Source organism: Photobacterium sp. TLY01 (assembly GCF_021432065.1).
GTDB classification, from domain to species: domain Bacteria; phylum Pseudomonadota; class Gammaproteobacteria; order Enterobacterales; family Vibrionaceae; genus Photobacterium; species Photobacterium halotolerans_A.
The window spans coordinates 258176-284791 of the sequence record NZ_CP090364.1 but is presented as its reverse complement, the minus strand read 5'-3'; the positions used below and the strand labels follow the sequence as shown (position 1 = coordinate 284791).

Sequence of the window (26616 nt, the reverse complement as noted above, 5' to 3'; positions counted from 1 at the left end):
GGCGGTTAAAACTGAATCACGCGATCAGCGCTCAATAACACTTCTGCCAGCCCGCCCAGTCCGGCCTGTTCAAAACCTTCGGCCAGATTATGGCCCGGCAGTGCATTCTGGCTGGCTTCGAGCTCGCTGACCACGCCACGACGTAAGGCTGCGGCGACGCAGGTTTGCAATTCAACCTGGTGCTCGGTAGCCAAATGCTGCCAGGCGGCCAGTAAATCGAACTCATCCGAGGCCGGGGCAGTCAGTGCCGAACCATTGTGTACACCATCCTGGTAGAAAAATACCCGCTGCAACCTGTGCCCACTGGCGAGGACAGCCTGAGCAAACTGGTAGGCGCTGCGGGCATTTTGGGAGCCATAGGCCGGGCCATCCACCACCAGGGCAAACGTCAGGCTCATTTTTCGCCATCCTCTGTCTTGCGCTGGCGGATATATAAGTAGACGGTGTGCTTGGAGATATTCAGACGATCAGCCACCCGGTTAATCGCATCCTTAATATCGAAGATGCCTTTATCGTACAGCTCCATGACGATCTGACGGTTTTTGGCATTATTCGAGACATTCTTATCGGCATTGATTTCTTCAATGGTGCGCTCGACGGTTTGATCCACCAGCTCATCGACGTCGCTGGCAAAGTTCACACTGGAGGCGGCGTGCTTGGCCTCATCGGTCGGCATAAAAGACTGCAGAATCTGAGAAAAAGGGGCATCCAGGTTCACGTTGATACACAGCAAACCGATGATATTGTCATCCGCATTGCGAATTGCAATCGTGATAGATTTCATCAGTGCACCACCCTTGGCGCGGGTGAAGTAGGCGCGGGAAAAATTGCGCTCTGATCCTTCAATGTCACGCAGCATGCGCAGCGCCAGATCAGTGATCGGCGAGCCCACTTTGCGGCCGGTATTTTCGCCATTGGCAATTTTAATCGCCGAGGTGTTCAGATCAGCCAGAGAATGCAACACAATTTCGCAAAATGGCCCGATCAGGGTGGCCAGTCCATCAACCACAGCTTCGTATGAGCGCAATATAACAAAATCGTGCTCAGTAAAAGTACGGGTTTCAATTAAGTCACTTTCCACCATGACTTCAGTGCCAAAATTATCGGTCGATACCACTTTCAGTCTTCCTTGCTTGTTCCCGATTCGCAGCTCTTGAAGGCAAACTTCGGTTTCAACGAAACGGGGAAAAAATCAATTCTTGCTTGCAAGTTTATCAGAATATGAAAACAGGTCTTCAGAAAATGAAATTTGCAGCGCACAAAAATGATCCTAAATCAGCGCTGTAAATGCAAAAAGCCCGGCATTTGCCGGGCTCGAAGGTCTCACTTGAAGCAATGCTTACTGATCAGCCGTCGCTTCTGCGTCCTGTTCCGCTTTGACGATATCCAGCAACTCAACCTCAAATACCAGGGTGGAGTTTGCCGGAATACTTGGGTTCGCTTGTGAACCGTAAGCCAGCTCTGGCGGAATGACAAACTTGAACTTAGAACCGACCGGCATCAGCTGCACGCCTTCCGTCCAGCCCGGAATGACCTGGTTCAGCGGGAAAGTGGCAGGTTGGTTGCGCTTGTATGAGCTGTCAAATTCCGTGCCGTCAATCAGCGTACCGCTATAGTGCACTTGCACTGTGTCGGTGGCTTTTGGCATCTCACCTTCGCCTTGAGTCTCCACCTGATACAACAGGCCTGATTCAGTTTTCTTCACGCCTTCCTGCTTTTCGAATTCCGCCCGGAAGTCATCACCGGCTTTGGTGTTCTTCTCTGCTTCTTCTTTGGCTTTGGTCGTCATCATGTCAGAAACACGCTGATCCAGATCCTGCAGCGCCTGCTGAGTCTCTTCCTGGCTCATACGGCTGTTACCGGCAAAGACATCAGTGACCCCCGCCAGCACATCTTCTTTTTTCAGATCCAGACCCAGCTCTTTTTGCTGTTCCAGGTTCGCCGACAGGTATTGCGCCAGTGAAGCCCCAATCGCATAAGCCGCTTTCTGATCATCAGACTCAAATGCCTTTGCTGCTTCTGTCGCAGCCGGCTGCTCTACTGCTGCTGGCTCAGCCGTCTCTGCCGGTGCTGAAGTTTTCTCATCCTGACAGCCGACCGCCAGCAGAATCGTTGCTGCCAACACAGACATTTTTAGAACTGGTTTCAGAACTGGTTTCATGTATCTCTCCATTTATTCAGAGTCTAAGCTCTTAATTTTACGCAAGGTTCTACACAGCTATGTTAAAACCATGCCATATCAATATACTAATACCAACTATTTTCTTACCGTCATTCACTGCGTCGGACACAAATGCGTCACAGTCGGAACGCAATAGTCTTCAAACGGAAAGTACGATCCATGCGCCAATCATTTTTAGCAGCAACTTTCATTCTGGCACTCTTTACGCTGACCGGTTGCGATATTTCAGGCCCGGAACGCCAGCGCTGGGATCTTGCCGCTGACGGTGCCACCACATTCAGCCTGAGCCGGGATGGTCGCTTTGCGTTATTTTATTCAGTCCAACAAGGTATCGTGCTCTGGGATCTACAGCAAAACAAAAAGTTAGCTGATTTAGGTTCTCAAGACCCACATCACACAACCGTGACAAACAGTGAGATATCCGACAATCAGCGGTTTGCCATTACCGTAACCGCACAAAACTTTGCGGTGTGGGATCTGGCCTGGAGCCAGGCTCAGGGATTGTGGTCTGTCTCCGACGGCATCATCCGAGATGTCGCGATCGCCAATGACGGCAAACAGATCCTGCTGGCGCTCTCTAACGGTAAAGCCCTGTACGTCGACTTGGGCAACGGCAGACGCTTGGAGTTCCTCGCTCACAGAGAAAAAGTCAATGCCGTCGCCCTCTCCCCCAACGGCCGATATGCGCTCTCCGGCGGGGATGACAACCAGGCCTACTTCTGGGATACAGTCAGCGGTCAGATTCTCTATCGGTTTGAACACCCGACGCGAGTCAACCAGGTTGCCTTGCAGCGAGACGGCAAGCTGGCTTTCACCGCAGACAGCGGTAATCAGGCATTTGTCTGGGATCTGTCCGATGGTCACCAGCAAGCTGCTCTGGCCATACGCCTGCGACAGCAAAATTTTTCCAGTGCACGCTTTTCCGATGACGGGCGTTATCTGGCCACAGGCAGTCCCTCCAAGCGAGTAGAACTGTGGCACACCGCAACCGGTGAGAGAGCCGCCTACTGGCAAGCCGCCACGCAAGAAAACGAGCGTCCGGGGTCGGCGGTGGTGTATGATGTGGCCATCACACCAGAGGGGGATGTTCGCTCAGGCAGCTCAGCCGGCATCGCCCAGGACTGGTATCTCACTGACTGAACACAGCTAACCGCAGCGACATGAACCATGACAGATATTGAACAAAAGCTACAGGCGCAGATTGATGAGCTGGAAATGAAACAGGCTTTTCAGGAACAGACCATTGAAGAGCTGAATACCGCATTGACCCAGCAGCAATTTCTGATCGACAAAATGCAGGTACAACTGCGCTATCTAGCCGGTAAGGTACAAGGCTCTCAGGTCTCCAATCTCGCCAGTGAAAGCGAAGAGACGCCGCCTCCGCATTACTGAGACCGCACAGCAAACGCAGATAGACAGCAGCAACAAAAAACGGGAAGCCTGAGCTTCCCGTTTTGTCGTCATGACGCGATGACTTAGTGGTTACAGCAACCGCCATCGTGGTCGTGGTCGTGATCGTGATCATGGTCGTGACCACAACCGCCTTCCTGATGAATATGGCCGTGCGCGATCTCATCTTCAGTCGCCGCACGAGTGGCAACGATTTCCACGTCGAACGTCAGTGTCTGGCCCGCCAGCATGTGGTTGCCGTCAACCACGACTTCATCACCGTCAACTTCAGTGACTTCAACAGGGATTGGCCCCTGATCCGTATCTGCCAGGAAACGCATTCCCACTGTGATTTCATCCACACCCTGGAAGACTTCAGCCGGTACGCGCTGAACCATTTCGTCATGGTGCTCGCCGTAAGCCTCTTCCGGGGCCACAGTCACTTCGAATTTGTCGCCGACTTCGCGGCCTTCCAGTGCTTTTTCCAGGCCGACAATCAGGTTGTTGTGGCCATGCAGATAATCAAGTGGTGCATCCGTGGTTGACTGATCAACAACGACGCCCTCTTCCGTTTTCACTTGATAAGCCAGGCTTACTACTGTGTCTTTAGCGACTTTCATGTTTACTCCGAATTTGAGCAGGGATTTAATCCGCCATCATACCGGATCAGCCCGCGATGACGCCAATTTTGTTCGCAGCGATCGTGTTATTCCGGCTTGAAGATGCCGATCACCTGCTCTGAGGCTGTGCCCGCCACATGTTGACTGTCTTCAACCGATTTCGGCAGCCGTGTATCCGTATGATGGCAAGCCACACACTCGACTTTCTCGACCTCGTTTTCCACCCACCAGCGCAGGGTGTCCTGCTGCTGACATGCCGGACACACAGCCCCGGCAATAAAACGTTTCTTACTCATGGTTCCTTTCCTGCTGCTGCCGGGTTGTGCTGACCGACTATCGGTCAGTCCCAGCCATTATGTCGTTCGCGTTCGCCCCGCATTTCACGATCGAAGATCTCTTCCAGCTCTTTCCGGGCTTCTCTGGCCCGGGAGGCTAAGTGAACATCTTCTGAATGCTGGGGCAATAAGTCCCGCAAGGCGGTGGTATCTAATTTCCGAAAATGTGCTTCTGCCCGTTTGGCTTTGTAGGGATGCATGCCCAGTGCAACCAGTGCCTGACGTCCCAGATCCAGCGCGCCGGCAAAGGTTTCACGAGAAAACCTTTCCACGCCATGGCTGAGCAGCTGGTGCGCTTCCACCCGGCTGCGGGCACGGGCCAGTATTTTCAGGCGCGGAAAATGCTGCTGGCAAAGCGCAACCACCTGCATCACCTCTTCCGGATTGTCGGTACAGATAATAATGGCCTCTGCTTTTTCTGCCCCCGCCGCCCGCAGTAAATCGAGCTGGCTGGCATCGCCATAATACACCTTGTAGCCGAACTTACGCAGAAACTGAATCTGACTGGGATCCCGTTCCAGGATGGTGACCCGGATTTTATTGGCAAACAGCAACCTGCCAACAACCTGACCAAAACGGCCAAACCCGGTAATGATCACCCTGGGTTCGCGATCAACCACATCCGACTCCGGCTCATGGCTGGCTTCAGCCTTAAACGTACGGACGAACCATTTGTCCTGCAGCCGTAAGATCAGCGGTGTGGTCATCATCGACAGGCTGACCACCACCAGCAAAAAGCTGCTCAGATCCGCCGCTAACAGCCCTTCGCTGCGTGCAGCAGTAAAGAGCACAAAAGCAAACTCACCCCCCTGACTGAGGATCGCCGCCATCTGACTGCGCGACTTGGCCTGAATGCCGAACAGCCGGGCCAGCAAATACAGAATGAAGCCCTTAACCACGACCAAAGCCACGACCGCAGCCAGAATCTGTAACGGGTATTCCAGCAACAGACCGAGATTCACCGCCATACCGACAGAGATAAAAAACAGGCCGAGCAGCAAGCCCTTAAACGGCTCGATGGCAATTTCAAGCTCATGGCGGTATTCGCTTTCCGCCAGCAGCACCCCGGCCAGAAAAGTGCCCAGTGCCATCGACAGGCCGAGAATTTCCATCCCCAGTGCAATCCCTATCACCAGCAGCAACGCTGTAACGGTAAAGAGCTCGCGCACCCCGGACATCACCACCCAGCGAAACAAAGGCCGCAGCAGGAAATGACCGCCAACCAGCAAGACGGCGATGCCTGCCACCATCGCGCCTAAATCGAGCCAGGTGCCACCATCGCTGCCTGCCAGCAGAGGCAACACGGCGAGCATAGGGATCACCGCGATATCCTGAAACAGCAGTACAGCAAAGCCAGACTGCCCGGTTTGCGAGCCGCCGATGCCCTGCTCTTCAATGATCCGCAGGGCTATTGCAGTGGAAGATAACGCCAGCCCCATTCCGATTACCAGGGCGACCCGCCAATCCACCGCGCCGACAAATTGTCCGCACACCAGTACCAGAGAGGCAATCACTAAACTGGTCAAGACCACCTGACTGCCGCCCAAGCCCAGAATGGGTTGTCGCATCTGCCAGAGTTTGCTGGGGTTCAGCTCCAGTCCAATCAGAAACAGCAGCAGCACAACCCCGAACTCGGAAAAATGCAGCACTTCTTCCACATCATTGATCAGCCCCAGACCCCAGGGACCAATCCCGATCCCGGCCAGCAGATAGCCCAAAACCGATCCCAGTCCGAGACGCTGGGCCACCGGCACAGCCACCACGGCCGCCGCCAGAAACACCACCCCGGCACTCAATACATCAGACGCCATAACGCTTCTCCCGGCCCGCGTCGACGCCGGCCAGTGGCGCGTTCAGCCACTCCCGGTACAACTGTGCATGTTCGCGCCGTTCGGCATCCGGTACCCGCCGCGCCCAGTGCAGCACCAGAGGTGGTATCCAGTGCATCTGGCACAGCTCAGCGGTCAGTTCAAACGGCTTGAGGATATCGTCCACGCTACTGCGGTTATACCCGTCCGGTGTATAAGCTTCCGCCGCCCCGCCCGTGGTGATCACTGAACGCCAGTATTTGCCCTTGGTTGCCCGGCCATCCCCGTGAGCAAACCCTTTGCTGAGCACCACATCGATCCATTCTTTGAGCAAAGACGGACAGGAATACATATATAAAGGATGCTGAAAAACCAAAATATCATGCTGGGCCAGCAAGGCACGCTCATAGGTAATATCGATAAAAAAGTCCGGATACTTGCCGTACAGGTCGTGGAACGTCACATGAGGCAGATTCGCCACCGCAGAGAGCATGGCTTTATTGGCAACCGACGCATCGGGGTCCGGATGCGCGTAAATCAGCAGAATACGTGGTGGGGCGTGCTCCATAGGCCTGATCCTCATTTCCCTGAGTAACATCATGAGCATTCACGGGATGTCCCGGCTCTTGAAACATCATACCGAATTATTGCGCCAAAAGATCGCTTAATTCCTGAGATTTCAACAGCAAAATACATCGCTGCCCGTTCCCGGGACTCCGGCCTTGTTCGCAGTTGACCGAGGTTTAGTATAGACTGCCGCACCAGAAACCTATTTGTTGTGGAGCGGCAACAGCCGGTAGTAACAGGCGATGATCACTTTTTCTGATATTCAATTACTCAGGGGCGGAAATGTCCTTTTGGATCAGGCAACAGCCACTATTCATCCTGGCGATAAAGTCGGACTGGTGGGCAAGAATGGCTGCGGGAAATCTACGCTGTTTGCGCTGATCAAAAACGAGCTGACCGTTGATGCCGGGCAACATGCTGTCCCGTCGCACTGGGAGCTGGCCTGGGTGGCCCAGGAAACACCGGCTTTAGCACGCACCGCACTGGATTATGTGATTGACGGTGACCGCGAATACCGCCAGCTGGAACAGGCACTGCAGGCGGCAGAGCTGGCCGATGACGGTAACAAGGTTGCCCTGCTGCACGACCAGATCGACGCGATTGGCGGTTACAGCATCAAAGCCCGGGCGTCCGAGCTGCTCGATGGCCTGGGCTTTTCTCAGGCTCAGATGGACTGGAACCTGACTCAGTTTTCCGGTGGCTGGCGGATGCGTCTTAATCTGGCGCAGGCCTTGCTGTGCCGCTCAGATCTGCTGCTGCTCGACGAACCCACCAACCACCTGGATCTGGATGCCGTCTTGTGGCTGGAAAAATGGCTGCAAAATTACCGGGGCACTCTGGTTCTGATTTCCCATGACCGCGATTTCCTTGACCCGGTCGTCAACCGCATTATTCATGTCGAAAATCAGCGGCTGAATGAATACACGGGCAATTACTCGTCATTTGAGAACCAGCGGGCGGAAAAACTGATCCTGCAGCAGTCGATGTATCAGAAGCAGCAAAAGCAAATGTCGCACATGCAGTCTTATATCGATCGCTTTCGCTATAAAGCCAGTAAAGCCCGTCAGGCGCAAAGCCGGATCAAGGCGCTGGAGCGTCTGGAAAAGGTACTGCCCGCCCAGTTCGACAACCCGTTCAGCTTTGAATTCCGCGAGCCGGATTCACTGCCCAACCCGATTATGATGATGGATCAGGTCGCAGCCGGTTATGGTGAGACATCGATCCTGGATAAGATCCGCCTTAATCTGGTACCGGGCAGCCGAATTGGTCTGCTGGGCCGTAACGGTGCCGGTAAATCCACCCTGATCAAATTACTTTCAGGTGAACTGGCGGTGCAGGCCGGTGAGCTGACTTACTCGCAAGGGGTGAAAATCGGTTATTTTGCCCAGCACCAGCTGGAAACCCTGCGCCTGGATGAAACCCCACTGCAGCACATGAACCGCCTGGCACCGGAAGCGACAGAACAGCAACTGCGTGACTACCTCGGCAGTTTTGGCTTCAAAGGCGACAAGGCACTGGATCTGGTTGGCCCCTTTTCCGGGGGAGAAAAAGCCCGTCTGGTTCTGGCACTGATTGTCTGGCAGCGCCCGAACCTGCTGCTGCTGGATGAACCGACCAACCACTTGGATCTCGACATGCGTCAGGCGCTGACGCTGGCCCTGCAGTCCTTTGAAGGGGCGATGGTCATCGTCAGCCACGATCGTTATCTGCTGCGCGCCACCACGGATGATTTGTATCTGGTGCACGACAAAAAAGTCGAACCGTTTGATGGCGATCTCAATGATTACCACAAATGGCTGGCGGAGCAGCAGCGCACCGAGCGCCGCGAGCAGCAGGCCAGCAAGCCGGACACCGTCAGTAAAGATAACAGCGCGGCTTCCCGCAAAGAGCTCAAACGTCTGGAGGCGGAATTCCGCAAACAGACTGCGCCGCTGCGTAAACAGGTTGAAAAACTGGAAGCTAAGATGGAAAAACTCGGCCAGTCGCTGGCGACAGCGGAAGCCGCCTTGTCTGATCCCAGCATCTATGAAGCGGACAACAAAACTCAACTCAACCAGACACTGCTTGATCAGAGCCAGGCAAAAGCCGCTTTGGAAGAGGTTGAAATGGAATGGATGGAACTGCACGAGCAGTTAGAAACGATGGAGCAGGACTTCAATGCCAAATTCTGAACACTATGCCGGCCAGCCTTTTCAGCCGGATCAGTTCTGGCGTTTTTGCCTGCAGCACTACAGTCTGGGCGGGGTCAGCCAGGCCTGCCTGCAGCTTCAGGACGATTTTCAGGGGAACGTCAATCTGGCCTTGTTACTGCTCTGGCTGGACAGCCAGCAGTATCCCTTATCAGAAACAGAGATCCGCCAGCTCAATAAAGCGCTGACCGCGAGCGACGGCCAACTGACAGCCTACCGTCATCTGCGCCGCGCGCTGAAACCTCAGCTCGACCAGCCAGGCTACCAGCAAATGCTGGACTTTGAGCTGCTGCTGGAGCAAAACCAGCAGCAGGATCTGATCCGCTGTCTGAACCATCAGGCACAACAGGCCAGAGCAGCGCTGCCGCCACCTGCCGACAATCTGGCTCAGTACTGCCAGCAGCTGAATGCCGGCAGCCTGACCACAGCGATCCGCGGCTGACCAGCGCGGGAAACACAGCATGAACAAGGCAGCCTGGCTGCCTTACCATATCATCACCACACAACCCGCGGTCAGCGCGCCCATCACCAGATTGAAAATCTGTCTGGCTTTCGGCTGATTCAGCCAACGGCCAATCATAGTGCCGAATCCGGCCCAGAGTGAGACGCAGGGAAAGCCCACCACAAAGAAAATCAGGGCCACCGCCGCCGCAGACCCCCAGTAGCCTTCCCCGCTCATGGTAAAGGTACTGATTGCCGTCACCGACATCATCCAGGCTTTAGGGTTCACATACTGAAACAAGGCCGCGGCGAAAAACGACATCGGTCTGGCATCACTGTCTTCGGTCTGCAGCCTTCCTCCGGCAGCAGCAATCTTCCAGGCCAGATACAGTAAATAGGCACTGCCAAGCCAGCGCAGGGCTTCATGCAACACAGGGTAGCGCTCAAAAAGCACCCCCAGCCCAGCCGCCACCAGCAGAATCATACTCACCAGCCCCCCGCCGATGCCCAGCATGTGCGGCACAGTACGCCAGTAGCCAAAATTGGCCCCCGAGGCTGTCACCATCATATTGTTCGGTCCGGGAGTTCCGGTCATCGTGGCCGCAAATGCGGCCAGTGAGATCAAAAATTGCCATTCCAGGTTCATCTGCCACTCCGTGATTCACACCCGATTGTATCGGTACAATTTTAATTTACACTTGCTTTATTCCCACCAAAGTGGTCAAAATGCAGACTATCAAGAGGAAGATTTGCGATCAAAGGATTTATTGTCACCATGACAATCGAGACAATTCAGCAAGATTTTTTCGCTCGGGGGGAAGACGGGCTACCCAAATACCGCCGTCTGGCCGAGACCCTGGCACATCTGATTGAATCCGGCCAGTTGGCCCCCGGTGATAAGCTGCCGACACACAGAGCCATGGCCGATACGCTGGGAGTGACCGTCGGGACCATTACCCGCGCCTATGCCGAAGCTGAACGCCGGGGACTGCTGGAAGCCAGAGTGGGCGCCGGCACATACGTCTGTCCGAGTCACCGCCCGGGCTGGGTGTTCAGTTACCCCACGCAGACACCGGATGAGTGCAATCTGGGCTATAACATCCCGCCTTATGTCGACCGCTCAGCACCGCTGGCCCAGGCCATGCAGACGCTCTCGCAGCAGGCCGAACAGCTCAACCACCTGATGCTGTATCAGGCTCCGCAAGGACTGAGTGAACACAGAGACATGATTTGCCACTGGCTGAACCGCCATGGCATTGAGATCGATCCGACGCGGATGCATTTCACCTCCGGGGCGCAGCATGCCATTCAGCTGGTACTGTCTGTATTCTGCCGCAGCGGCGATACTTTGCTGACGGAGAACCTGGTTTATCCCGGTTTTCTCGGGCTGGCCCGCCAGATGCAACTCAATGTCAAAGCGGTCGAGATGGACGAGCAAGGGCTGATCCCTGAGAGTCTGGACGCAGCCTGCCGCCTGTATCAGCCCCGGATGCTTTACTGCACACCGACGCTGCAAAATCCGACCACCGCCACCATGAGCCGGGAAAGGCGCGAAGCGATTCTGGCGGTATGCCGCCGTCATCAGGTGCTGGTGATTGAAGATGATGTCAATGGCCTGCTGCCGGTCGACGCCCCGCCGCCGCTGGTCAATCTCGACCGTGAACAGGTGATCCACTTCGGCAGCCTGTCGAAATGCCTCGCCCCGGGATTGCGGCTGGGGTATATCCAGGTGCCGGGCAAATATCAGGACCGACTGAACACAGCGCTGCACCATCACTGCCTGATGATCAGCCCGCTGCTCAGTGCCCTGGCCTGCGAACTGATCCGTCAGGGCGATGCCGACCGGCTGTTAACCACGATCCGGCAAGATATGGGGCAGCGAAAGTTGTTGCTCGAGCGCTATCTGCAACCCTATCACATTCAACATCACGCACAGAGTTTCCACGCCTGGCTCACGCTGCCCGACCACTGGCGCTTGAGCGACTTTGTCTCGGCCGCCGAAGCGAGAGACGTGATCGTCAAATCAGCCGAGCTGTTTACGCCGCCCGGCTCGACGATCCCCCAGGCCGTGCGTCTGGCCGTCAGCGCGCCGCACAGTCATGATAAACTTGAACAAGGTCTGGCGATCCTGGCTGAGCTGCTGGCTCAGGAGCCATATCCTGATTTTCCGCTGTGAGGAAGAAGCCGATGTATCATTTTGAGCCTGCCGCTGGCCTGCGTAACGCCCATCTACAAACCATTCTGCCGCGGATGATTCGCCGTCAGGCGCAGTTCGAGCCGCTAACAGAGCGTATTCTGACCCCGGATGATGATTTCCTCGATCTGGTCTGGACCGATACGCCCTCTCACCACCCGGCACAGAGCCCTGTCATGATCCTCTTTCACGGTCTGGAAGGCAGTTTTCGCAGCCCCTACGCCCACAGCCTGCTGTTTGCTGCCAGGCAGCAGGGCTGGCTGGGCGTGATGATGCATTTTCGCGGCTGCAGCGGCGAAGTGAACCGCCAGCCGAGAAGCTATCATTCAGGGGAAACCTCAGATGCCACCTTCTTCATCCGGCATCTTCGGGAACGTTTTCCTCACAATCCGCTGCTGGCCGTCGGTGTCTCACTGGGGGGAAATATGCTGGTCAATTATCTTGCTGAAACCGGTGAAGTCTCTGAGCTTACTGCCGCTCAGGTCATCTCACCACCTTTGGATCTGGCGGCCTGTTCCGACCGGATACAGCAAGGATTTTCGCGGGTCTACCAGCGTTACCTGCTGGGTTCCATGAAGAAGAATATGCTGAAAAAAATGGCCGTCTTACCCGAGGTACTGCCATTTCAGAGTGAGCAGATCACAGCGCTCCGTTCGCTGCGCCAGTTTGACGATGCCGTCACTGCACCCTTACACGGTTTCAGTAATGCAGAGGACTATTACCAGCGCTGTAGCGGGCTGGGTAAGCTGTCTCAGGTGAAAACGCCACTGCGGGTGATTCATGCTGCCGATGACCCTTTTATGACTGAGGCCGTGATCCCCAGACAGCCTCTGCCAGCGCACATTGATTATCATCTGACCCGACATGGCGGCCACGTCGGCTTTATCAGCGGCACCTGGCGGGAACCGGTCTTCTGGCTGGATCACACAGTGCCGGCCTGGTTTCGGGATAAACTGGGCGCATAAAAAAAATAACGCCTGAACTCAGGCGTTATTTTATCTCGCTTAACCTATCTTACCGGTATCAATCAATTGCTGGATCAGCGGTCGCATGATCAGCTCCATTGCAAAGCTCATTTTACCGCCCGGCACCACCAATGTATTGTGGCGCGACATAAAAGAGCCCTGGATCATCGCCAGCAGATAGGGGAAATCCACGTTCTTGATACCGCGAAAACGGATCACCACAAAACTCTCGTCCAGACTGGGGATCGCTTTGGCACTGACCGGATTTGAGGTATCCACGGTCGGCACCCGCTGAAAGTTGATATGGGTCCGGGAAAACTGTGGCGTGATGTAATTGAGGTAATCATCCATTGAGCGGACAATCGACTCCATCACCGCCTCACGGGAATGGCCGCGATCCCGGGTATCGCGGACGATTTTCTGGATCCATTCCAGGTTGACAATCGGCACCATGCCAATCAGCAAATCGACATGCTGCGCCACGTTGACATCGCCGTCCACAACACCGCCATGGAGCCCTTCATAAAACAGCAGATCAGTATTTTCCGGCAGATCCTGCCAGGGGGTGAATGTACCCGGCATTTGGTTATAGGGCACCGCCTCGTCAAAGGTGTGCAGGTAACGGCGAAACTTGCCGCTGCCATCTTCGCCATACTGGCGGAAAAAGTTGCCCAACTGAGCAAAATCGTTGGCCTGCGGGCCAAAATAGCTGATATGACGGCCTTGCTCTTTGGCTTTGCGGATCTCCACATCCATTTCAGGTCGGGTGAACCGGTGGAAACTGTCTCCTTCCAGCCAGGCCGCATGAATGTTCAGCATGTTAAACATTTTACGGAAGGCTTCCGAGGTGGTGGACGTCCCTGCTCCGGAGGAACCTGTTACTGCAATGATCGGGTGTTTTGCAGACATGACATACCTTGTCGTTAATCCTAACGGAATCAGTTATTAACAGGGTGAATGCAAGCAGTCAAGCTTGCAGCCCTGCCAGTCAGCGCCAGCTTCCGTTTTCTGCTGCCGCTTTTCATTATGGCAGCTTTATTCTGTGCGAAGTGACCGGCGCAGTTTAATATCAACCGTTTCGTGCAGTTCCGAGAACAGAATCACTGCCTCTCCGTTATCCAGTTGCTGTCTGACTTTGGCCACTTTCTGGGCCAGACTCAGCTCCCGGTCGCCATAATCCGTGCCTTCACGCAGCACAAAATGCTCGATCAGGTTATTGAGTGTCTCGGGGTCTAATTCTTGCCAGGGAACGATCATACTGCTCACCGAAAAATAAGTGGGAAAACCGGTACGGCTTTCCCGAACCACCCTTAAGCGGCGACGATTTCATAAGAATGGGTCAGGGTGACCCCTTTACCCAGCATCAGGCACACAGAGCAGTATTTTTCCAGCGAATCACCAACCGCTTTGGCCACCAGCGCGTCATCCAGATCATGACCGGTCACCACGAAATGCAGATTGGCGGAGGTGAAATAACGCGGTGCCTGCTCGCGGCGCTCTGAGGTGATGTTGGCTTCACAGGCGGTGATGGCCTGACCGGCACTTTTCAGGCCGTCAACCACATCGACAGAGCTGCAACCGCCAGCCGCCATTAGCACCAGTTCCATCGGACTCGGCGCCGTTTTGCCGCCGTTACCGTCCATGACCACACTGTGGCCCGAGTTTGACTGGCCGACAAAAGTCAAACCTTCTACCCATTTAACACGTGATTGCATGCGATGCTCCTTACTCCTCAAACCCGCATTTAAAAACTAAGTCACAACTGTGTGATCATGTGCACAGTAATGCGTCCAAAATGTGCATTTATCGTCACCCAATATCAAGCAATGCGTGCCGAAAAAAGTTAAACTCTTGGACTGAATGTTCACATGCGCTTGCAGCCCAGCCGTTGACTGAATATCCTAGTTGGCAAACAATGATATTGTTATACCCAACACCAATTCAAGGAATGACGTTGTTGGGCAACACACTGCAGAGGAAGTTAGTAATATGGTTCCAGGTAAACCGCAAACAGATCCAACCTTGGAGTGGTTCCTTTCTCATTGCCACATTCATAAGTACCCTTCAAAGAGTACACTGATCCACGCTGGCGAGAAAGCGGAGACCCTCTACTACATTGTTAAAGGCTCCGTTGCCGTTCTTATCAAGGACGAAGAAGGCAAAGAGATGATTCTGTCCTACCTCAACCAGGGCGACTTCATCGGTGAGCTTGGCCTGTTTGAAGAAGGCCAGGAGCGTACTGCCTGGGTTCGTGCAAAAACACCATGTGAAGTGGCTGAGATTTCCTTTAAGAAATTCCGCCAGCTGATTCAGGTCAACCCGGACATTCTGATGCGCCTGTCTGCGCAGATGGCGCGCCGTCTGCAAGTCACCAGCCAGAAAGTTGGCGACCTGGCGTTCCTGGATGTGACCGGTCGTATTGCCCAGACACTGCTGAATCTGGCCAAACAGCCAGATGCGATGACTCACCCGGACGGGATGCAAATCAAAATCACCCGTCAGGAAATCGGTCAGATTGTTGGCTGCTCCCGTGAAACCGTTGGCCGCATCCTGAAGATGCTGGAAGAGCAGAACCTGATTTCTGCCCACGGTAAAACCATCGTGGTTTACGGCACACGCTGATCACCTGCTGTGATGCAGCCATTGTGAGTATCAGAAAAGCCGCCTGTGCGGCTTTTCTTGCATTTGAATCTCCGGACCCGCTTTACATCAGGTTCCTCTAGTGACCTCACAGTTTTTCAGTTGCCTTCCTGCATCCTACTGCTACATTTGGCATATCAGTTTTATGTGGATGTAGTGATATGGATATCGAACGTTTTGCCCCGAATGCGCAGCACAGCCAGGTGCCGCCCCGTCCTGTGGTCACTCTGGGCCGTTTCCTGACAGCATCAGTAGAAATGACAGGGTTTCAGTCGCCGCGCCAGTTACTGGAGCAAGAATCCGGTCTGCACTCGGGCATCTTGAGTCGTGACAACGAGGCCTGGATGCTGCCCTTGGATCAGCAGCACTGACATCAGGCATTTCAGACATAAAAAAACAGCGACCCGAAGGCCGCTGTTTTACGTGCATTTCAGCATGGCTGAATCACATATTGGTACTTTCGAAGATTTTATCGGCTGACGCTTCGACAAAGCCCGGATAAAGCTCCCCGTCTGCCTGCGGATAGCGCTTGGCGAACTCATAGAAACCGCCAGGAATGGTGCGTACGCCATCAGTAAAGGACACATCCACACGATCCGCCATGGTCGAGGATTGCTCCAGCATCACTTCCGGATTGCCCTTCACCTCACCGCCAGATTCATTGATGCTGAACCCGTTGTGCCGCAGCAGGCTGTTCACTGCCGCCACTTCGGTAAACTGCTCCAGCTGATTGACGCTCACGGTAAAGTGATTGGCACCGTAACCGTGGGCGGCAACCCAACCGGCATACTCGCTTTCCGCAGCCAGCATTTCATAGGTTGCAAAGTCCAGCTCCCACAAACGGCCGCCATAGAGGAAGGACGCATCCTTCATTGCACCCTCAGGGATCTGCTTGACCAGCGCACGCACCGTGTTTTGCAATTGGGCAGAGCACTGACCGACCAGCAGTTCACTGATAAACACTTTCGGGGCAGCCGGATTCGGGTGCTCGAAGTGCTCAGCGTACAGTTTCTTCTGCTCGAAATGGTAGGTGCCGCACGGCTTGTAACCAATGGCGATAAACGGTGCCGCCAGAACATCCAGACTGACACCCGGCAGATTAAAGGTGCGCAGCGCAATATGATCGTTTTGCAGAGGCTCTTCCTCTGTCAGCAGATCGTGCACCTGCGCCGCTGACGGGCACAGACGGGTCGTAAAGTCCTGCCACAGGGCATCAAACAATTTTTCCACTCTTTCCATGATGCGGTTCCCCTTCGAAAATACGGGTTATGTATGAGTTACAGTTGAATTCCTGGCGACAGTTGTGCCGGCAGTTCGGTTGCCTCACCTTCCATCGATGCCATCGGGTAAGCACAGTAATCCGCAGCGTAGTACGCACTCGGACGCAGGTTGCCCGAGGCACCCGGACCACCGAACGGCGCATCGCCGCTGGCACCGGTCAACTGGCGGTTACGGTTGACGACGCCCGCACGGATATGATCGATGAAATATTCCCACTCACTGTCATCAGTCGAGACCAGACCGGCCGACAGGCCATAACGGGTGTTGTTGGCCATCTCGACCGCCTGAGGCAGCTCCTGGTAACGCGCCACCTGCAGCAGCGGACCGAAATATTCTTCGTCCGGCAATTCGGCAATCTTGCTGACTTCGATAATCCCAGGCGTGACGACAGCGCCCTGGCCACGCGCGGCTTTCAGCAGAGATTCACCACCCATAGCAAGCAGACGCTCCTGCGCGGCAATAATGTTGTCCGCGGCGGCGACAGAAATTTGCGGTCCCATAAACGGCTGCGGCTCGGCAAACGGGCCGTCCACATTGATGGCTTTGGTCGCTTCGACCAGTGCTGCAATCAGGGCGTCCCCTTCCGCGCCTTCTGGCACGTACAGGCGGCGGGCACAGGTACAACGCTGGCCGGCACTGATGAAAGCCGACTGGATGATGGTGTATACAGTGGATTTCAGATCGCCATAGGCCTTGGAGATGACCATCGGGTTGTTGCCGCCCATCTCCAGCGCCAGCATTTTGCCCGGCTGACCGGCAAACTGACGGTGCAGGATATGACCGGTATTGGCACTACCGGTAAACAGCAGGCCGTCGATACCGGCCGACTGCGCCAGCGCTTCACCGGTCGCCCGCGCGCCCTGAACCAGGTTCAGTACACCGGCAGGCAAACCCGCCTGTTCCCACAGTTTGACGGTTTCTTCCGCGACTTTTGGTGTCAGATCCGAAGGTTTGAACACCACAGTGTTCCCCGCCAGCAGCGCAGGAACAATGTGACCGTTAGGCAGGTGACCCGGGAAATTATACGGCCCGAATACCGCCATCACGCCCAGCGGACGGTGACGCAGGACGGCTTTGGTGCCCGCGACGTCTTTTTCACGCTCGCCGGTACGCTCATTGTAAGCACGCAGAGAAATGGCAATCTTACCCACCATGGCGCCAGCTTCAGTGCGCGTTTCCCACAGCGGTTTACCGGTTTCTTCAGCGATTGTGCGGGCAATGTGCTCGCTGTTGTCTTTGACCAGGGCAGCGAAGCGCTCAACGATCGCCTGACGCTCTTCCAGTCGGGTATGACGCCAGGTCATCAGCGCCTGACGCGCACTGGCCACAGCCTGCTCAACCTGCTCGGTTGTAGCACTCTTACCTTCCCAGATCACTTCACCGCTGAATGGATTCAGCGATTGCATCGCTTCACCCTGACCGGCTTGCCAGTTACCTGCAATCCATTGTGTCATCTTGTATTCCACCCTAGTTATTGAGCAATCAGGCGAACCTGATCCCCGTTTTTCACTTCTAACACCTTGGCCATTTCCGGAGAAATGATGGCCAGATTACGTTCACCATCCAGTGCCGCTTTACCAACCGTTGCACGGAAACCGGCAAAACGGGTATTACTGATGATGTAATTATGCGAGCTGTGATGTTCGCCGATCTCAACCGTACAGCGCTGAGATGCACGGACAGACTCAATATGGCGCAGATCGCATTCCACCGTGGGGCCAGCATCAAAAATGTCCACATAGCCACGGTTAACGAATCCTTCCGCTTCCAGCAATTTTAGCGCCGGACGCGTATTGTCGTGCACCTGGCCAATCACTGCCTGCGCTTCTTTGCTCAGCAGGTTGACGTAAATCGGCAGTTTCGGCATCAGATCAGCAATAAATTCTTTTTTGCCAATCCCTGTCAGGTAATCGGCTTCAACGAAATCAATCGAGAAAAAGTGCTCTTTCAGCCATTCCCAGAACGGGGAATTTCCCTGTTCATCTGACACGCCGCGCATTTCGGCAATCACAGTGTCCGAGAAACGATGACGATGTTCGGCCAGCATCAGAAAACGGCACTTGGAGAGCAGTTTTCCGTTCAGTCCCTGACGCCATTGCGGGCGCAGGAATAAGGTACATAGCTCACTGACACCCGTGTAGTCATTACCGAACGTCAGTACCTTCAGCACTTTATGTACATCCAGATGATGTGAATTATGAACCAGTGTGCTGAGGTGATAAGTATAGAATGGGTTATCCAGTCCGACCGCGGCTTCCAGCGCTGTCGTCCCGGCAATTTCGCCTGTCTCAGTGTCTTCCGCTACCATGAGGTAGCCTTCCGGACCCGGTGCAGTGACGTCTTTATTAAAGCTTTCAACTGAATGAGCGATCCGATTGCTGAGGATCTCCTCATTAACCGGCAATGATGTGAATCCGTGGCCTGATTCATCGGCGCACGTCATCAGTGCAGGCAAATCCGCTTTTGTAATTGGACGTATAACCAGCATCGAACTCCCTCCTGATGCAGGTAGCAACACAGGTTGCTAACTCTGAATATCTGTTATTTCTGACTCTTCTAACAGCGGCCCCGGGCGATCCCCGGGGCAGCAAGCAGGGCAAGCTCGTGCGCCTGCCCTTGTCTTATTATTGGTTGTACAGCTTGGCAATCGCACGTTCCAGACGCGCCATACCTTCTTCGACATCCGATTTTTCAATCACCAGCGATGGCGTGAAACGCACCACATTGGTACCGGCAACCAGGACCATCAGGCCTTCTTCACCGGCCGCCAGCAGCACATCACGTGCACGGCCCTGCCAGGCTTCATTCAGGGCTGCGCCCAGTAGCAGACCCTTACCACGGACTTCAGCGAAGATAGGGTACTGAGCATTGATTTTCTCAATCCCGTCACGGAACCACTGCTCGCGCTCTTTCACACCAGCCAGGACTTCCGGCTTGCTGACTTCGTCAACCACAGCCTCAGCCACGGCACACGCCAGCGGGTTACCGCCATAGGTTGAACCGTGAGTCCCCACTTTCAGGTGCTGCGCCAGCTCAGTGGTGGTCAGCATCGCGCCAATCGGGAAACCGCCACCCAGCGATTTCGCTGTGCTCAGGATGTCCGGCGTCACGCCCAGACCCTGATACGCATAGAACTCACCCGTACGGCCGTTCCCTGTCTGTACCTCATCAAACACCAGCAGGGCATTGTGTTTGTCACACAACTCACGCACGCCCTGGATAAATTCTTTGGTCGGAGAAACGATACCGCCCTCGCCCTGCAGCGGCTCCATCATCACCGCACAGGTGCGATCAGAGATATGTGCTGCCAGCGCTTCAAGATCGTTATACGGCAGGTGCGTCACCGCCTGAGGTTTTGGACCGAAGCCGTCAGAATACGCAGCCTGACCACCCACGGTCACAGTGAAGAAAGTACGGCCGTGGAAACCTTGTTTAAAGGCGATGATTTCATCTTTTTCCGGGCCGAATTTATCAGCCGCGTAACGGCGCGCCAGTTTCAGCGCGGCTTCGTTTGCTTCGGCGCCCGAGTTGGCAAAGAAGACTTTCTCAGCAAAGCTGACTTCGGTCAGTTTTTTCGCCAGACGCAGGGCCGGCTCATTGGTCATGACGTTGCTCAGGTGCCAAATCTTTTCACCCTGCTCTTTCAGAGCTGACACCATAGCCGGGTGACAATGGCCCAAGCAGCTCACCGCGATACCACCGGCGAAATCGATGTACTCACGGTCATCCTGGTCCCATACACGGGCACCTTTCCCTTTCACCGGGATGATTTGCATTGGGGCATAACAAGGTACCATGACCTCATCAAAGGTTTGACGTCCTACTTTTTGATCCGTCGCCATTATACTTTCCTTCTGTGTATATCGCTTTGCGCATAGTATTTACATAATATTAACCGATTCCAATAGCAGAAAATGTTTTTCCTTTGCGGAAAGTGCGTCATATAACTGCCATGGATACATATTTATGCGTGAGTAAGGAAAACTTATTAAGACGATTTTAAGGAAAGGTGTTTTTCCCTGTAGGAATCAATGCCCCTGCGCATGATTTGACGAAATGCATAAGCTTGCGACAAAGGCCGGATGAATATTTTTTGGCCAATGTTAAGAAAAGTGATACAGATCGCGCTTGTGAGACAGCCAAAAACGCCCAAAACACCCATTAGTAAGACTAATAGGTCATTAGCCAGGCCACATTTGACAAGGCCTGACAGCGAAAAAGTAAAATTAGAAAAGATAAAAAAGAGAGAGAAAAGCCGGTATCAGCGACGCAGAAAATTGGCCAGCAACTGATGCCCTTGTTCTGTGAGAATGCTTTCCGGGTGGAACTGAACCCCTTCCAGCGGCAGAGTGCGATGGCTGATGCCCATGATCTCATCCGGCTTGCCGTCTTTTTCTGTCCATGCTGTCACTTCGAAACAGTCCGGCAGCGTATCGGGTTGTACCACCAGCGAGTGATAGCGGGTGACCGTCAGGGGATTATTCAGGCCGCAAAACACACTGCGGTTGTTGTGTCGCACCGGAGAGGTTTTACCGTGCATGACTTGCCGGGCGCGCACCACTTTGGCACCAAAGACCTGCGCCATCGACTGATGCCCGAGGCAGACGCCAAGAATCGGCAGTTTACCCGCAAAATGAGCAATCGCCGCCAGCGAGATCCCGGCATCATCCGGGGTACACGGGCCGGGGGAAATCACCAGATGGGAAGGCGCCAGTGCGGTAATCCCCGCCAGATCAATCTCGTCATTACGGACCACCTTCACCTCAGCGCCCAGCTCACAGAAATACTGGTACAGGTTGTAGGTAAAAGAGTCGTAATTATCAATGATCAACAGCATAAGGATCCCTGCCCTGGCAAAATCGGCGCCCTATTTTGCAACAGAGAGAGAGAAAGGCAAGCAGGATTGGCTCCTGCCGGCCTTTTTGGCGTCAAAAGCGCGGGATCAGTGCTTCATCTGACAGCTGTCACCGTTATACACAGCTTTCAGGCGGCCGGTTAAGCGCAGCGGCGCGTAGCTGCAAGGTACTTCGAACACCCCGTATGCCAGCAGACTCAGGCTGACCTGATCGCCGGCACCAATGCCGACATGGTTTAAGAAGCGATTGTCCTCCCGGTAGCGGCGCTGCTTGCCCGGCATCAGCCAAGTTTGCGTGCTGTCCCAGTACCAGCGATTGAACACCGGATAGACAGGATGGGGACTCTTGTTTTTGAAGGTCAGCTGGAAACCGCGGTTATCCGGCTGTGGATAGCGCAGACTGACCACAATGGGATCATGATCTGAGGCCGAATAAGGCCCGGTCGATTTCACCAGATCTCCGGTGTGCTGGCTTGAGTATTCGAACAAGGTACTTTCGACCGAATTAATGTGCCATTCTTCGACTCCGGCCACTTTCTCAGCCAGTGATGCATTGGCCAGCGCGTGGTCCAGGCTGCCCAGCTCGCCCTCGTAGCTGTAGGAATAAGCCGGCGTGTCGTGGCCTTTGTCGGCCAGATTCACCAGACCCAGTCCTTTGCCCGCTTCGATACCCTGCTCATGCAGCACCTTGCCGGCTACTGAGGTGCCGGACGCCGACACGATTTTGCGCTCGGCACTGACCGGATCATAGTCGGTCAGGATACGGATCGGATCTTCCTTGCCGTAGGCATTCATATCGCCCAGTACCAGCAGATCGCCGTCGATATTTTTCAGTTTATCTGACAACACCATCGCGGCAGAGACCCGGAACGCATTACAGTGGCCCTGCAAATCAGCCGGATCGCTGTCAAACTCGCCGCGGACCCAGTCTTCATAGCAACCTGAGCCTTTGGATTTCAGGTGATTCACCACCACAGTCAGCGGTTTGGCCCCCTGAACGCCTTTCACCGTAAAGGACTGCATCAGGCTGTCGCGCTGGAAGACCTCCAGATCTTTGACCTCGCCTTGCGGATTAGTCCCGGTCAGTTGCTGCTTGGGCAGTCGGATCACCTGAGCCGCCTGAGCCGGTTCTGCTTTGGCCGGACGGTAGATCAACGCCACAGTAATAGCGTCTGTCCCGAGAAACTGCTCCTGGTGCATGTCAGCCTGCTCAATGGTGATGAAGCGATAGTGATCCGCCGGATCACTGAACTGCTGGTTCAGCGTGCTGACCAGATTGGCCAGCGCACTGTCAGCACCAAAGCCGTTGTTTTCCATTTCCATGATGCCGACGATATCGGCATCCATGGCAGTGAGCGCATTGACTATCTTGCTGCGCTGCAGCTGGAAATCACTCAGGGTTTTGGCACCACGGTTACAGCCCTTGGCTACATCGGCATCGGCCTGATCTTTACATCTGGCATTGAGCGGACCGCCGATATCGCTGTCGCTGGTGAAGAAGTTGAGCACGTTAAAACTGGCGACTTTCAGCTGCGTCTCCGGCACCGACTGTGGGGCTAAGGTACGATCATCGTGGTGAATAAAATCAGCCGCTGAAATCGTATTCGTCGGGATCAGACGGTATTCGCCGTAGCTGTAGCCGATCACCCCTTCAAGGTTCACAACCGTATCGCCGACCCGAACATAGCCCTGCTCGGCATCCAGACCCGGAAAATAAGGCATCACGCCATCCGGTGCTTTGGCATCCGTGTCAATATAGAGCTGATTGCGATCATTCGCCGCCGCCAGGGCTTTGGCTTGCTCGCTGCCGGCCACATAGAGCTGGGTGGGTTTCATTAACGGCGCAGCGTGGGACAGCACCATATTGTTACGGTACGAGGCATAATCGAAACCAAAATTGCGGGTCACTTTCAGCTGGCTGTCTGCCACCAGCCGGACACGCATGCCTTCATAGCGCTCCATGGCATCGGCCAGCTGCTCACCGTCTCTGACGCTAATGGCAACCGGTGCCGGTACAACGCCCGGGGCTTCAATCACCAGCTGGTCCTGCTCGGCCAGTAACTGCGTCAGCTCATAGTGCTCTTTGACTCTGGCTTTGAGGCACACCGTCATGCCCGGCTGCACGTCCGCGGCCACCTTGCCACCAGTGTAGACAAAGATACCGTCAGAAGTATCCGGGTTGGCGTCCCCCTGCGGATCCTGGATGAAGAAGCCTTTATACAGGCTGGTCGCTTTGGCCGTCACCACTCCGCGCACGTAATAGGCATCCGGGCTGGTGTACTGGCCGTCAGGAATGACAGGGCTCTTGAGGCCGTCTCCCTGCAGTTGATAAATCGGGGTCAGGGTTTGCGTGTCACAGCGAAAGGTGTCGGCCATTGCCTGCGCAGGCAATAAGCCCATCGCAGCAGCCAATGGCAAAAGTGTGGTTCGTAACATGTCTGCAATCCTTTACATTTACTGAGAGCTATATCTAAAAAGGAATGCATTATTTAACAGGCATACATCTCATAAATGTGACAGATTTAACAAACACTACACATATGCATCTTGTGACGTCATTTTAGTGATCTTACTCTAAAAATAAGCAGGAGGAATTTGCGTCAAACGGGGACAAAAAAAGCAGAAGGTGATGCCTTCTGCTTACATTTGTACGCTGAATGAGGGTTCCGATTAAGGACGGCCGACGAAACCTACGGCCTGGTAGACCTTCTTCAGCACCTCGGCAGCACGCGCAGAGGCTTTCTCGGCACCGGTTTTCATGACCTGATCCAGGAAAGCGCGATCTTCACGGTATGCGTGATAACGCGCCTGTAGCGGCTCCAGCATGGCCACGACCGCTTCAGCAGTATCTTTCTTCAGATGGCCGTACATCTTATCGCTGTACTCAGCTTCAATATCGGCCAGGCTCTTGCCTGTCACACCCGACATGATACCCATCAGGTTCGACACCCCAGGTTTATTCTCGATATCAAACACCACACGTGGCGGCTCTTCAGAGTCGGTCACCGCGCGCTTGATCTTCTTGGTGATCGCTTTCGGGTCTTCCAGCAGACCAATCACATTGTTGCGGTTGTCATCTGACTTGGACATCTTCTTCAGCGGATCCTGCAGGCTCATGACGCGCGCGCCCACTGGCGGAATGTAAGGCTCAGGCACCACAAAGGTCTCGCCATACAGGTTGTTGAAGCGAATCGCGATATCACGGGCCAGCTCCAGGTGCTGCTTCTGGTCATTGCCCACAGGTACCTGATGCGCGCCGTACAGCAGGATATCTGCCGCCATCAGCACAGGGTAAGAAAACAGACCGGCATTAATGTTTTCCGAATGACGCTGTGATTTGTCTTTAAACTGGGTCATGCGGTTGAGCTCACCCATCTGGGTGTAGCAGTTCAGCACCCAGGCCAGCTGTGCATGCTCAGGAGCATGAGACTGCACAAACAGGGTACTCTTTTCCGGGCTGACGCCCACCGCCAGACACAGCGCCAGCGCATCCAGCGTGGCTTCACGCAGCGCGGCCGGATCCTGACGGACCGTGATGGCATGCAGGTCCACCACACAGTAGTGGCAGTTGTACTCATCCTGCATTTGTTCCCACTGACGCAGCGCACCCATGTAGTTACCAATACTTAACTCACCGGAAGGCTGTACGCCACTAAATACAATGGGTTTACTCATGATGGGATATTCCTGTTTTTCCTAAACATATCCGGCGACACCGATGCCGCCTGAAAACAATAAATGACCGGCTGAACCTGAACCGGTCGGAGCAACTCTGCGATTATGCGATAGCTACAACATCCAGCAACTGGCTGAACTGATCCAGCACCCGATCCGGGTGGCTGTCGCTGATCGGCAGGCCATAGTTGTAGCCATAAGTCAGGCCGACAACATAGCATGAGGCTGCCTGAGCCGCCAGAACATCATTGCGGGAGTCGCCGACCATCAACATCTCACTGCAACTCAGGCAATGTTTTTCCATCAACCAGTGCAGTGCGTAAGGATCCGGCTTTTTCTTCGGGAAGGTATCGCCGCCGATCACATCGGTAAAATACTGACTGATCCCGTACTCTTCAAGAATATGCGGTACGAACTGTGAGGGTTTGTTGGTGACAATCGCCATCGGGATCCCTGCCTGATGCAGTGTTTCCAGCGTTTCTGTCACCCCCGGGTACAGCACTGTCTTCTTGTGGCCACCTTCTTGATAAAAGCGGTTAAACATCATCAGTGCCCTTTGGTGCAGCTCGGGATCCAGCGCCGGGTCCAGTTCAATGCTCTGACTCAGGGCGCGGCCAATCAGCGTCTCAGCACCATTCCCTATCCAGGTCTGGGTTTGCGCTTCGGTGACGCCGGGTAAGCCCAGTGCCTGCATGGTTTTATCGGCAGCGTCAGCGAGGTCGGGCACACTGTCGAGCAAGGTGCCGTCCAAATCGAACGCAATGAATTGAATGCCTTCTATTTTCATGAACGCTTCACCTTTGCCAGCTCTGCCCGCATCTCGTCAATCACGGCCTTATAATCCGGCTGACCAAAAATCGCCGAGCCGGCGACAAACATATCGGCACCGGCCTGCGCGATTTCGCGGATATTGTCCACTTTCACCCCGCCGTCAATTTCCAGCCGGATATCACGGCCAGAGGCCTCAATACGCTCGCGCACCTGACGCAGTTTTTCCAGTGTATGCGGAATGAAAGACTGACCGCCAAAACCCGGATTCACTGACATCAGCAAAATCATGTCCAGCTTGTCCATCACATGATCGAGATAATGCAGCGGCGTGCCCGGATTGAACACCACACCGGCCTGACAGCCGTGGTCTTTGATCAGTTGCAGGCTTCGGTCCAGATGCTCGGTCGCTTCGGCATGAATGGTGATCATGGTTGCGCCGGCCTTGGCAAAATCCGGAATAATGCGATCTACAGGTTTTACCATCAAATGCACATCAATCGGCGCGGTAATGCCATAGTCACGCAACGCTTTACAAATCGGGGCACCAAAGGTGAGGTTCGGGACGTAGTGGTTATCCATTACATCAAAGTGGATCACATCGGCACCGGCGGCCAGCACTTTTTCAACGTCTTCACCCAGACGGGCAAAATCGGCAGACAAAATGGAGGGAGCGATCAGAAAATCCGTCATGTTCAGCCTCTGTA

At 54.5% G+C, this 26616-nt stretch carries 28 protein-coding genes; 8 read left to right on the top strand and 20 right to left on the bottom strand.

Annotation, left to right across the window (positions count from 1 at the left end; translation table 11 throughout):
* Positions 1–5 precede the first annotated feature (5 nt).
* The 3 genes from tusD to fkpA form a co-directional block, all read right to left on the bottom strand.
* Positions 6–398 (bottom strand): sulfurtransferase complex subunit TusD, encoded by a 393-nt coding sequence (gene tusD, locus LN341_RS01350; protein WP_046220303.1) that lies wholly within the window; start codon positions 396–398, stop codon positions 6–8.
* The gene (locus tag LN341_RS01345; RefSeq protein WP_370643724.1) at positions 395–1084 is read right to left on the bottom strand and encodes a transcriptional regulator; all 690 of its coding nucleotides are present in this window, start codon (positions 1082–1084) and stop codon (positions 395–397) included. The genes tusD and LN341_RS01345 overlap by 4 nt, the downstream gene beginning before the upstream one ends.
* A 255-nt stretch (positions 1085–1339) precedes the next feature.
* Positions 1340–2149, bottom strand: coding sequence for an FKBP-type peptidyl-prolyl cis-trans isomerase (fkpA, locus tag LN341_RS01340; RefSeq protein ID WP_234204815.1), 810 nt, complete (start codon positions 2147–2149; stop codon positions 1340–1342).
* Between the two features lie 192 nt (positions 2150–2341).
* Here fkpA and LN341_RS01335 point away from each other — a divergent pair, with 192 nt between their 5' ends.
* Together LN341_RS01335 and LN341_RS01330 are read left to right on the top strand one after the other, a co-directional pair.
* Complete coding sequence (locus tag LN341_RS01335; protein ID WP_234203896.1) at positions 2342–3322, top strand: WD40 repeat domain-containing protein; 981 nt, start codon at positions 2342–2344, stop codon at positions 3320–3322.
* A gap of 27 nt (positions 3323–3349) precedes the next feature.
* Positions 3350–3574: a SlyX family protein gene (locus LN341_RS01330; protein WP_046220306.1), complete on the top strand. Its 225-nt coding sequence runs from the start codon at positions 3350–3352 to the stop codon at positions 3572–3574.
* An 83-nt stretch (positions 3575–3657) separates the two neighbouring features.
* Here LN341_RS01330 and slyD read toward each other — a convergent pair whose 3' ends face one another.
* From slyD to kefG, 4 genes are all read right to left on the bottom strand, one after another.
* Complete coding sequence (gene slyD, locus LN341_RS01325) at positions 3658–4191, bottom strand: peptidylprolyl isomerase (RefSeq protein WP_046220307.1); 534 nt, start codon at positions 4189–4191, stop codon at positions 3658–3660.
* Positions 4192–4277: 86 nt separating this feature from the next.
* A complete protein-coding gene (locus LN341_RS01320) occupies positions 4278–4487 on the bottom strand; it encodes a YheV family putative zinc ribbon protein (RefSeq protein WP_046220308.1) in 210 nt (69 codons plus the stop codon).
* Positions 4488–4531: 44 nt separating this feature from the next.
* A complete protein-coding gene (kefB, locus tag LN341_RS01315; protein ID WP_046220309.1) occupies positions 4532–6337 on the bottom strand; it encodes a glutathione-regulated potassium-efflux system protein KefB in 1806 nt (601 codons plus the stop codon).
* The gene (gene kefG, locus LN341_RS01310) at positions 6327–6902 is read right to left on the bottom strand and encodes a glutathione-regulated potassium-efflux system ancillary protein KefG (protein ID WP_046220310.1); all 576 of its coding nucleotides are present in this window, start codon (positions 6900–6902) and stop codon (positions 6327–6329) included. The genes kefB and kefG overlap by 11 nt, the downstream gene beginning before the upstream one ends.
* A gap of 241 nt (positions 6903–7143) precedes the next feature.
* Here kefG and LN341_RS01305 point away from each other — a divergent pair, with 241 nt between their 5' ends.
* Together LN341_RS01305 and LN341_RS01300 are read left to right on the top strand one after the other, a co-directional pair.
* Complete coding sequence (locus tag LN341_RS01305) at positions 7144–9072, top strand: ABC transporter ATP-binding protein (RefSeq protein ID WP_234203895.1); 1929 nt, start codon at positions 7144–7146, stop codon at positions 9070–9072.
* A complete protein-coding gene (locus LN341_RS01300; protein WP_234203894.1) occupies positions 9059–9532 on the top strand; it encodes a TIGR02444 family protein in 474 nt (157 codons plus the stop codon). The genes LN341_RS01305 and LN341_RS01300 overlap by 14 nt, the downstream gene beginning before the upstream one ends.
* A gap of 42 nt (positions 9533–9574) precedes the next feature.
* Here LN341_RS01300 and LN341_RS01295 read toward each other — a convergent pair whose 3' ends face one another.
* On the bottom strand, positions 9575–10177 hold the full coding sequence (locus LN341_RS01295) for a LysE family translocator (RefSeq protein WP_234203893.1): 603 nt from the start codon (positions 10175–10177) through the stop codon (positions 9575–9577).
* 129 nt (positions 10178–10306) lie between these two features.
* Here LN341_RS01295 and LN341_RS01290 point away from each other — a divergent pair, with 129 nt between their 5' ends.
* Together LN341_RS01290 and LN341_RS01285 are read left to right on the top strand one after the other, a co-directional pair.
* Positions 10307–11707, top strand: a complete 1401-nt coding sequence (locus LN341_RS01290; protein ID WP_234203892.1) for a PLP-dependent aminotransferase family protein — start codon at positions 10307–10309, stop codon at positions 11705–11707.
* 11 nt (positions 11708–11718) lie between these two features.
* A complete protein-coding gene (locus LN341_RS01285; RefSeq protein ID WP_234203891.1) occupies positions 11719–12690 on the top strand; it encodes a hydrolase in 972 nt (323 codons plus the stop codon).
* A gap of 39 nt (positions 12691–12729) precedes the next feature.
* Here the strand turns inward: LN341_RS01285 and LN341_RS01280 are convergent, their stop codons facing one another.
* From LN341_RS01280 to LN341_RS01270, 3 genes are all read right to left on the bottom strand, one after another.
* On the bottom strand, positions 12730–13599 hold the full coding sequence (locus tag LN341_RS01280; RefSeq protein WP_027250653.1) for a phosphoribulokinase: 870 nt from the start codon (positions 13597–13599) through the stop codon (positions 12730–12732).
* A 126-nt stretch (positions 13600–13725) separates the two neighbouring features.
* Entirely contained in the window at positions 13726–13947 is a 222-nt protein-coding gene (locus LN341_RS01275) for a YheU family protein (RefSeq protein WP_234203890.1), read from the bottom strand.
* Between the two features lie 53 nt (positions 13948–14000).
* Positions 14001–14405 carry an OsmC family protein gene (locus LN341_RS01270; protein WP_234203889.1) on the bottom strand — a complete coding sequence of 135 codons (405 nt, stop codon included), beginning with the start codon at positions 14403–14405 and terminating at the stop codon, positions 14001–14003.
* 274 nt (positions 14406–14679) lie between these two features.
* On the opposite strand from LN341_RS01270, the gene crp reads away from it, so the two are divergent.
* Both crp and LN341_RS01260 read left to right on the top strand, forming a co-directional pair.
* A complete protein-coding gene (crp, locus tag LN341_RS01265; protein ID WP_027250650.1) occupies positions 14680–15312 on the top strand; it encodes a cAMP-activated global transcriptional regulator CRP in 633 nt (210 codons plus the stop codon).
* A 179-nt stretch (positions 15313–15491) separates the two neighbouring features.
* The gene (locus LN341_RS01260; RefSeq protein WP_046220317.1) at positions 15492–15701 is read left to right on the top strand and encodes a hypothetical protein; all 210 of its coding nucleotides are present in this window, start codon (positions 15492–15494) and stop codon (positions 15699–15701) included.
* Between the two features lie 73 nt (positions 15702–15774).
* Here LN341_RS01260 and LN341_RS01255 read toward each other — a convergent pair whose 3' ends face one another.
* The 9 genes from LN341_RS01255 to rpe form a co-directional block, all read right to left on the bottom strand.
* Positions 15775–16569 carry a DUF1338 domain-containing protein gene (locus LN341_RS01255; protein WP_046220318.1) on the bottom strand — a complete coding sequence of 265 codons (795 nt, stop codon included), beginning with the start codon at positions 16567–16569 and terminating at the stop codon, positions 15775–15777.
* Positions 16570–16607: 38 nt separating this feature from the next.
* Positions 16608–18065 carry a succinylglutamate-semialdehyde dehydrogenase gene (gene astD, locus LN341_RS01250; RefSeq protein WP_234203888.1) on the bottom strand — a complete coding sequence of 486 codons (1458 nt, stop codon included), beginning with the start codon at positions 18063–18065 and terminating at the stop codon, positions 16608–16610.
* A gap of 17 nt (positions 18066–18082) precedes the next feature.
* Positions 18083–19099 carry an arginine N-succinyltransferase gene (gene astA, locus LN341_RS01245; protein ID WP_046220320.1) on the bottom strand — a complete coding sequence of 339 codons (1017 nt, stop codon included), beginning with the start codon at positions 19097–19099 and terminating at the stop codon, positions 18083–18085.
* A gap of 136 nt (positions 19100–19235) precedes the next feature.
* On the bottom strand, positions 19236–20453 hold the full coding sequence (locus tag LN341_RS01240) for an aspartate aminotransferase family protein (protein ID WP_046220321.1): 1218 nt from the start codon (positions 20451–20453) through the stop codon (positions 19236–19238).
* 419 nt (positions 20454–20872) lie between these two features.
* Positions 20873–21448 (bottom strand): aminodeoxychorismate/anthranilate synthase component II, encoded by a 576-nt coding sequence (locus tag LN341_RS01235; RefSeq protein ID WP_234203887.1) that lies wholly within the window; start codon positions 21446–21448, stop codon positions 20873–20875.
* A gap of 105 nt (positions 21449–21553) precedes the next feature.
* A complete protein-coding gene (locus LN341_RS01230) occupies positions 21554–23902 on the bottom strand; it encodes an ExeM/NucH family extracellular endonuclease (protein WP_234203886.1) in 2349 nt (782 codons plus the stop codon).
* Between the two features lie 234 nt (positions 23903–24136).
* Complete coding sequence (gene trpS, locus LN341_RS01225) at positions 24137–25141, bottom strand: tryptophan--tRNA ligase (protein WP_234203885.1); 1005 nt, start codon at positions 25139–25141, stop codon at positions 24137–24139.
* A gap of 103 nt (positions 25142–25244) precedes the next feature.
* Complete coding sequence (locus tag LN341_RS01220; protein ID WP_046220325.1) at positions 25245–25928, bottom strand: phosphoglycolate phosphatase; 684 nt, start codon at positions 25926–25928, stop codon at positions 25245–25247.
* Positions 25925–26602, bottom strand: a complete 678-nt coding sequence (gene rpe, locus LN341_RS01215) for a ribulose-phosphate 3-epimerase (protein WP_046220326.1) — start codon at positions 26600–26602, stop codon at positions 25925–25927. Before rpe ends, LN341_RS01220 begins: the two co-directional genes overlap by 4 nt.
* Positions 26603–26616: the final 14 nt, after the last annotated feature.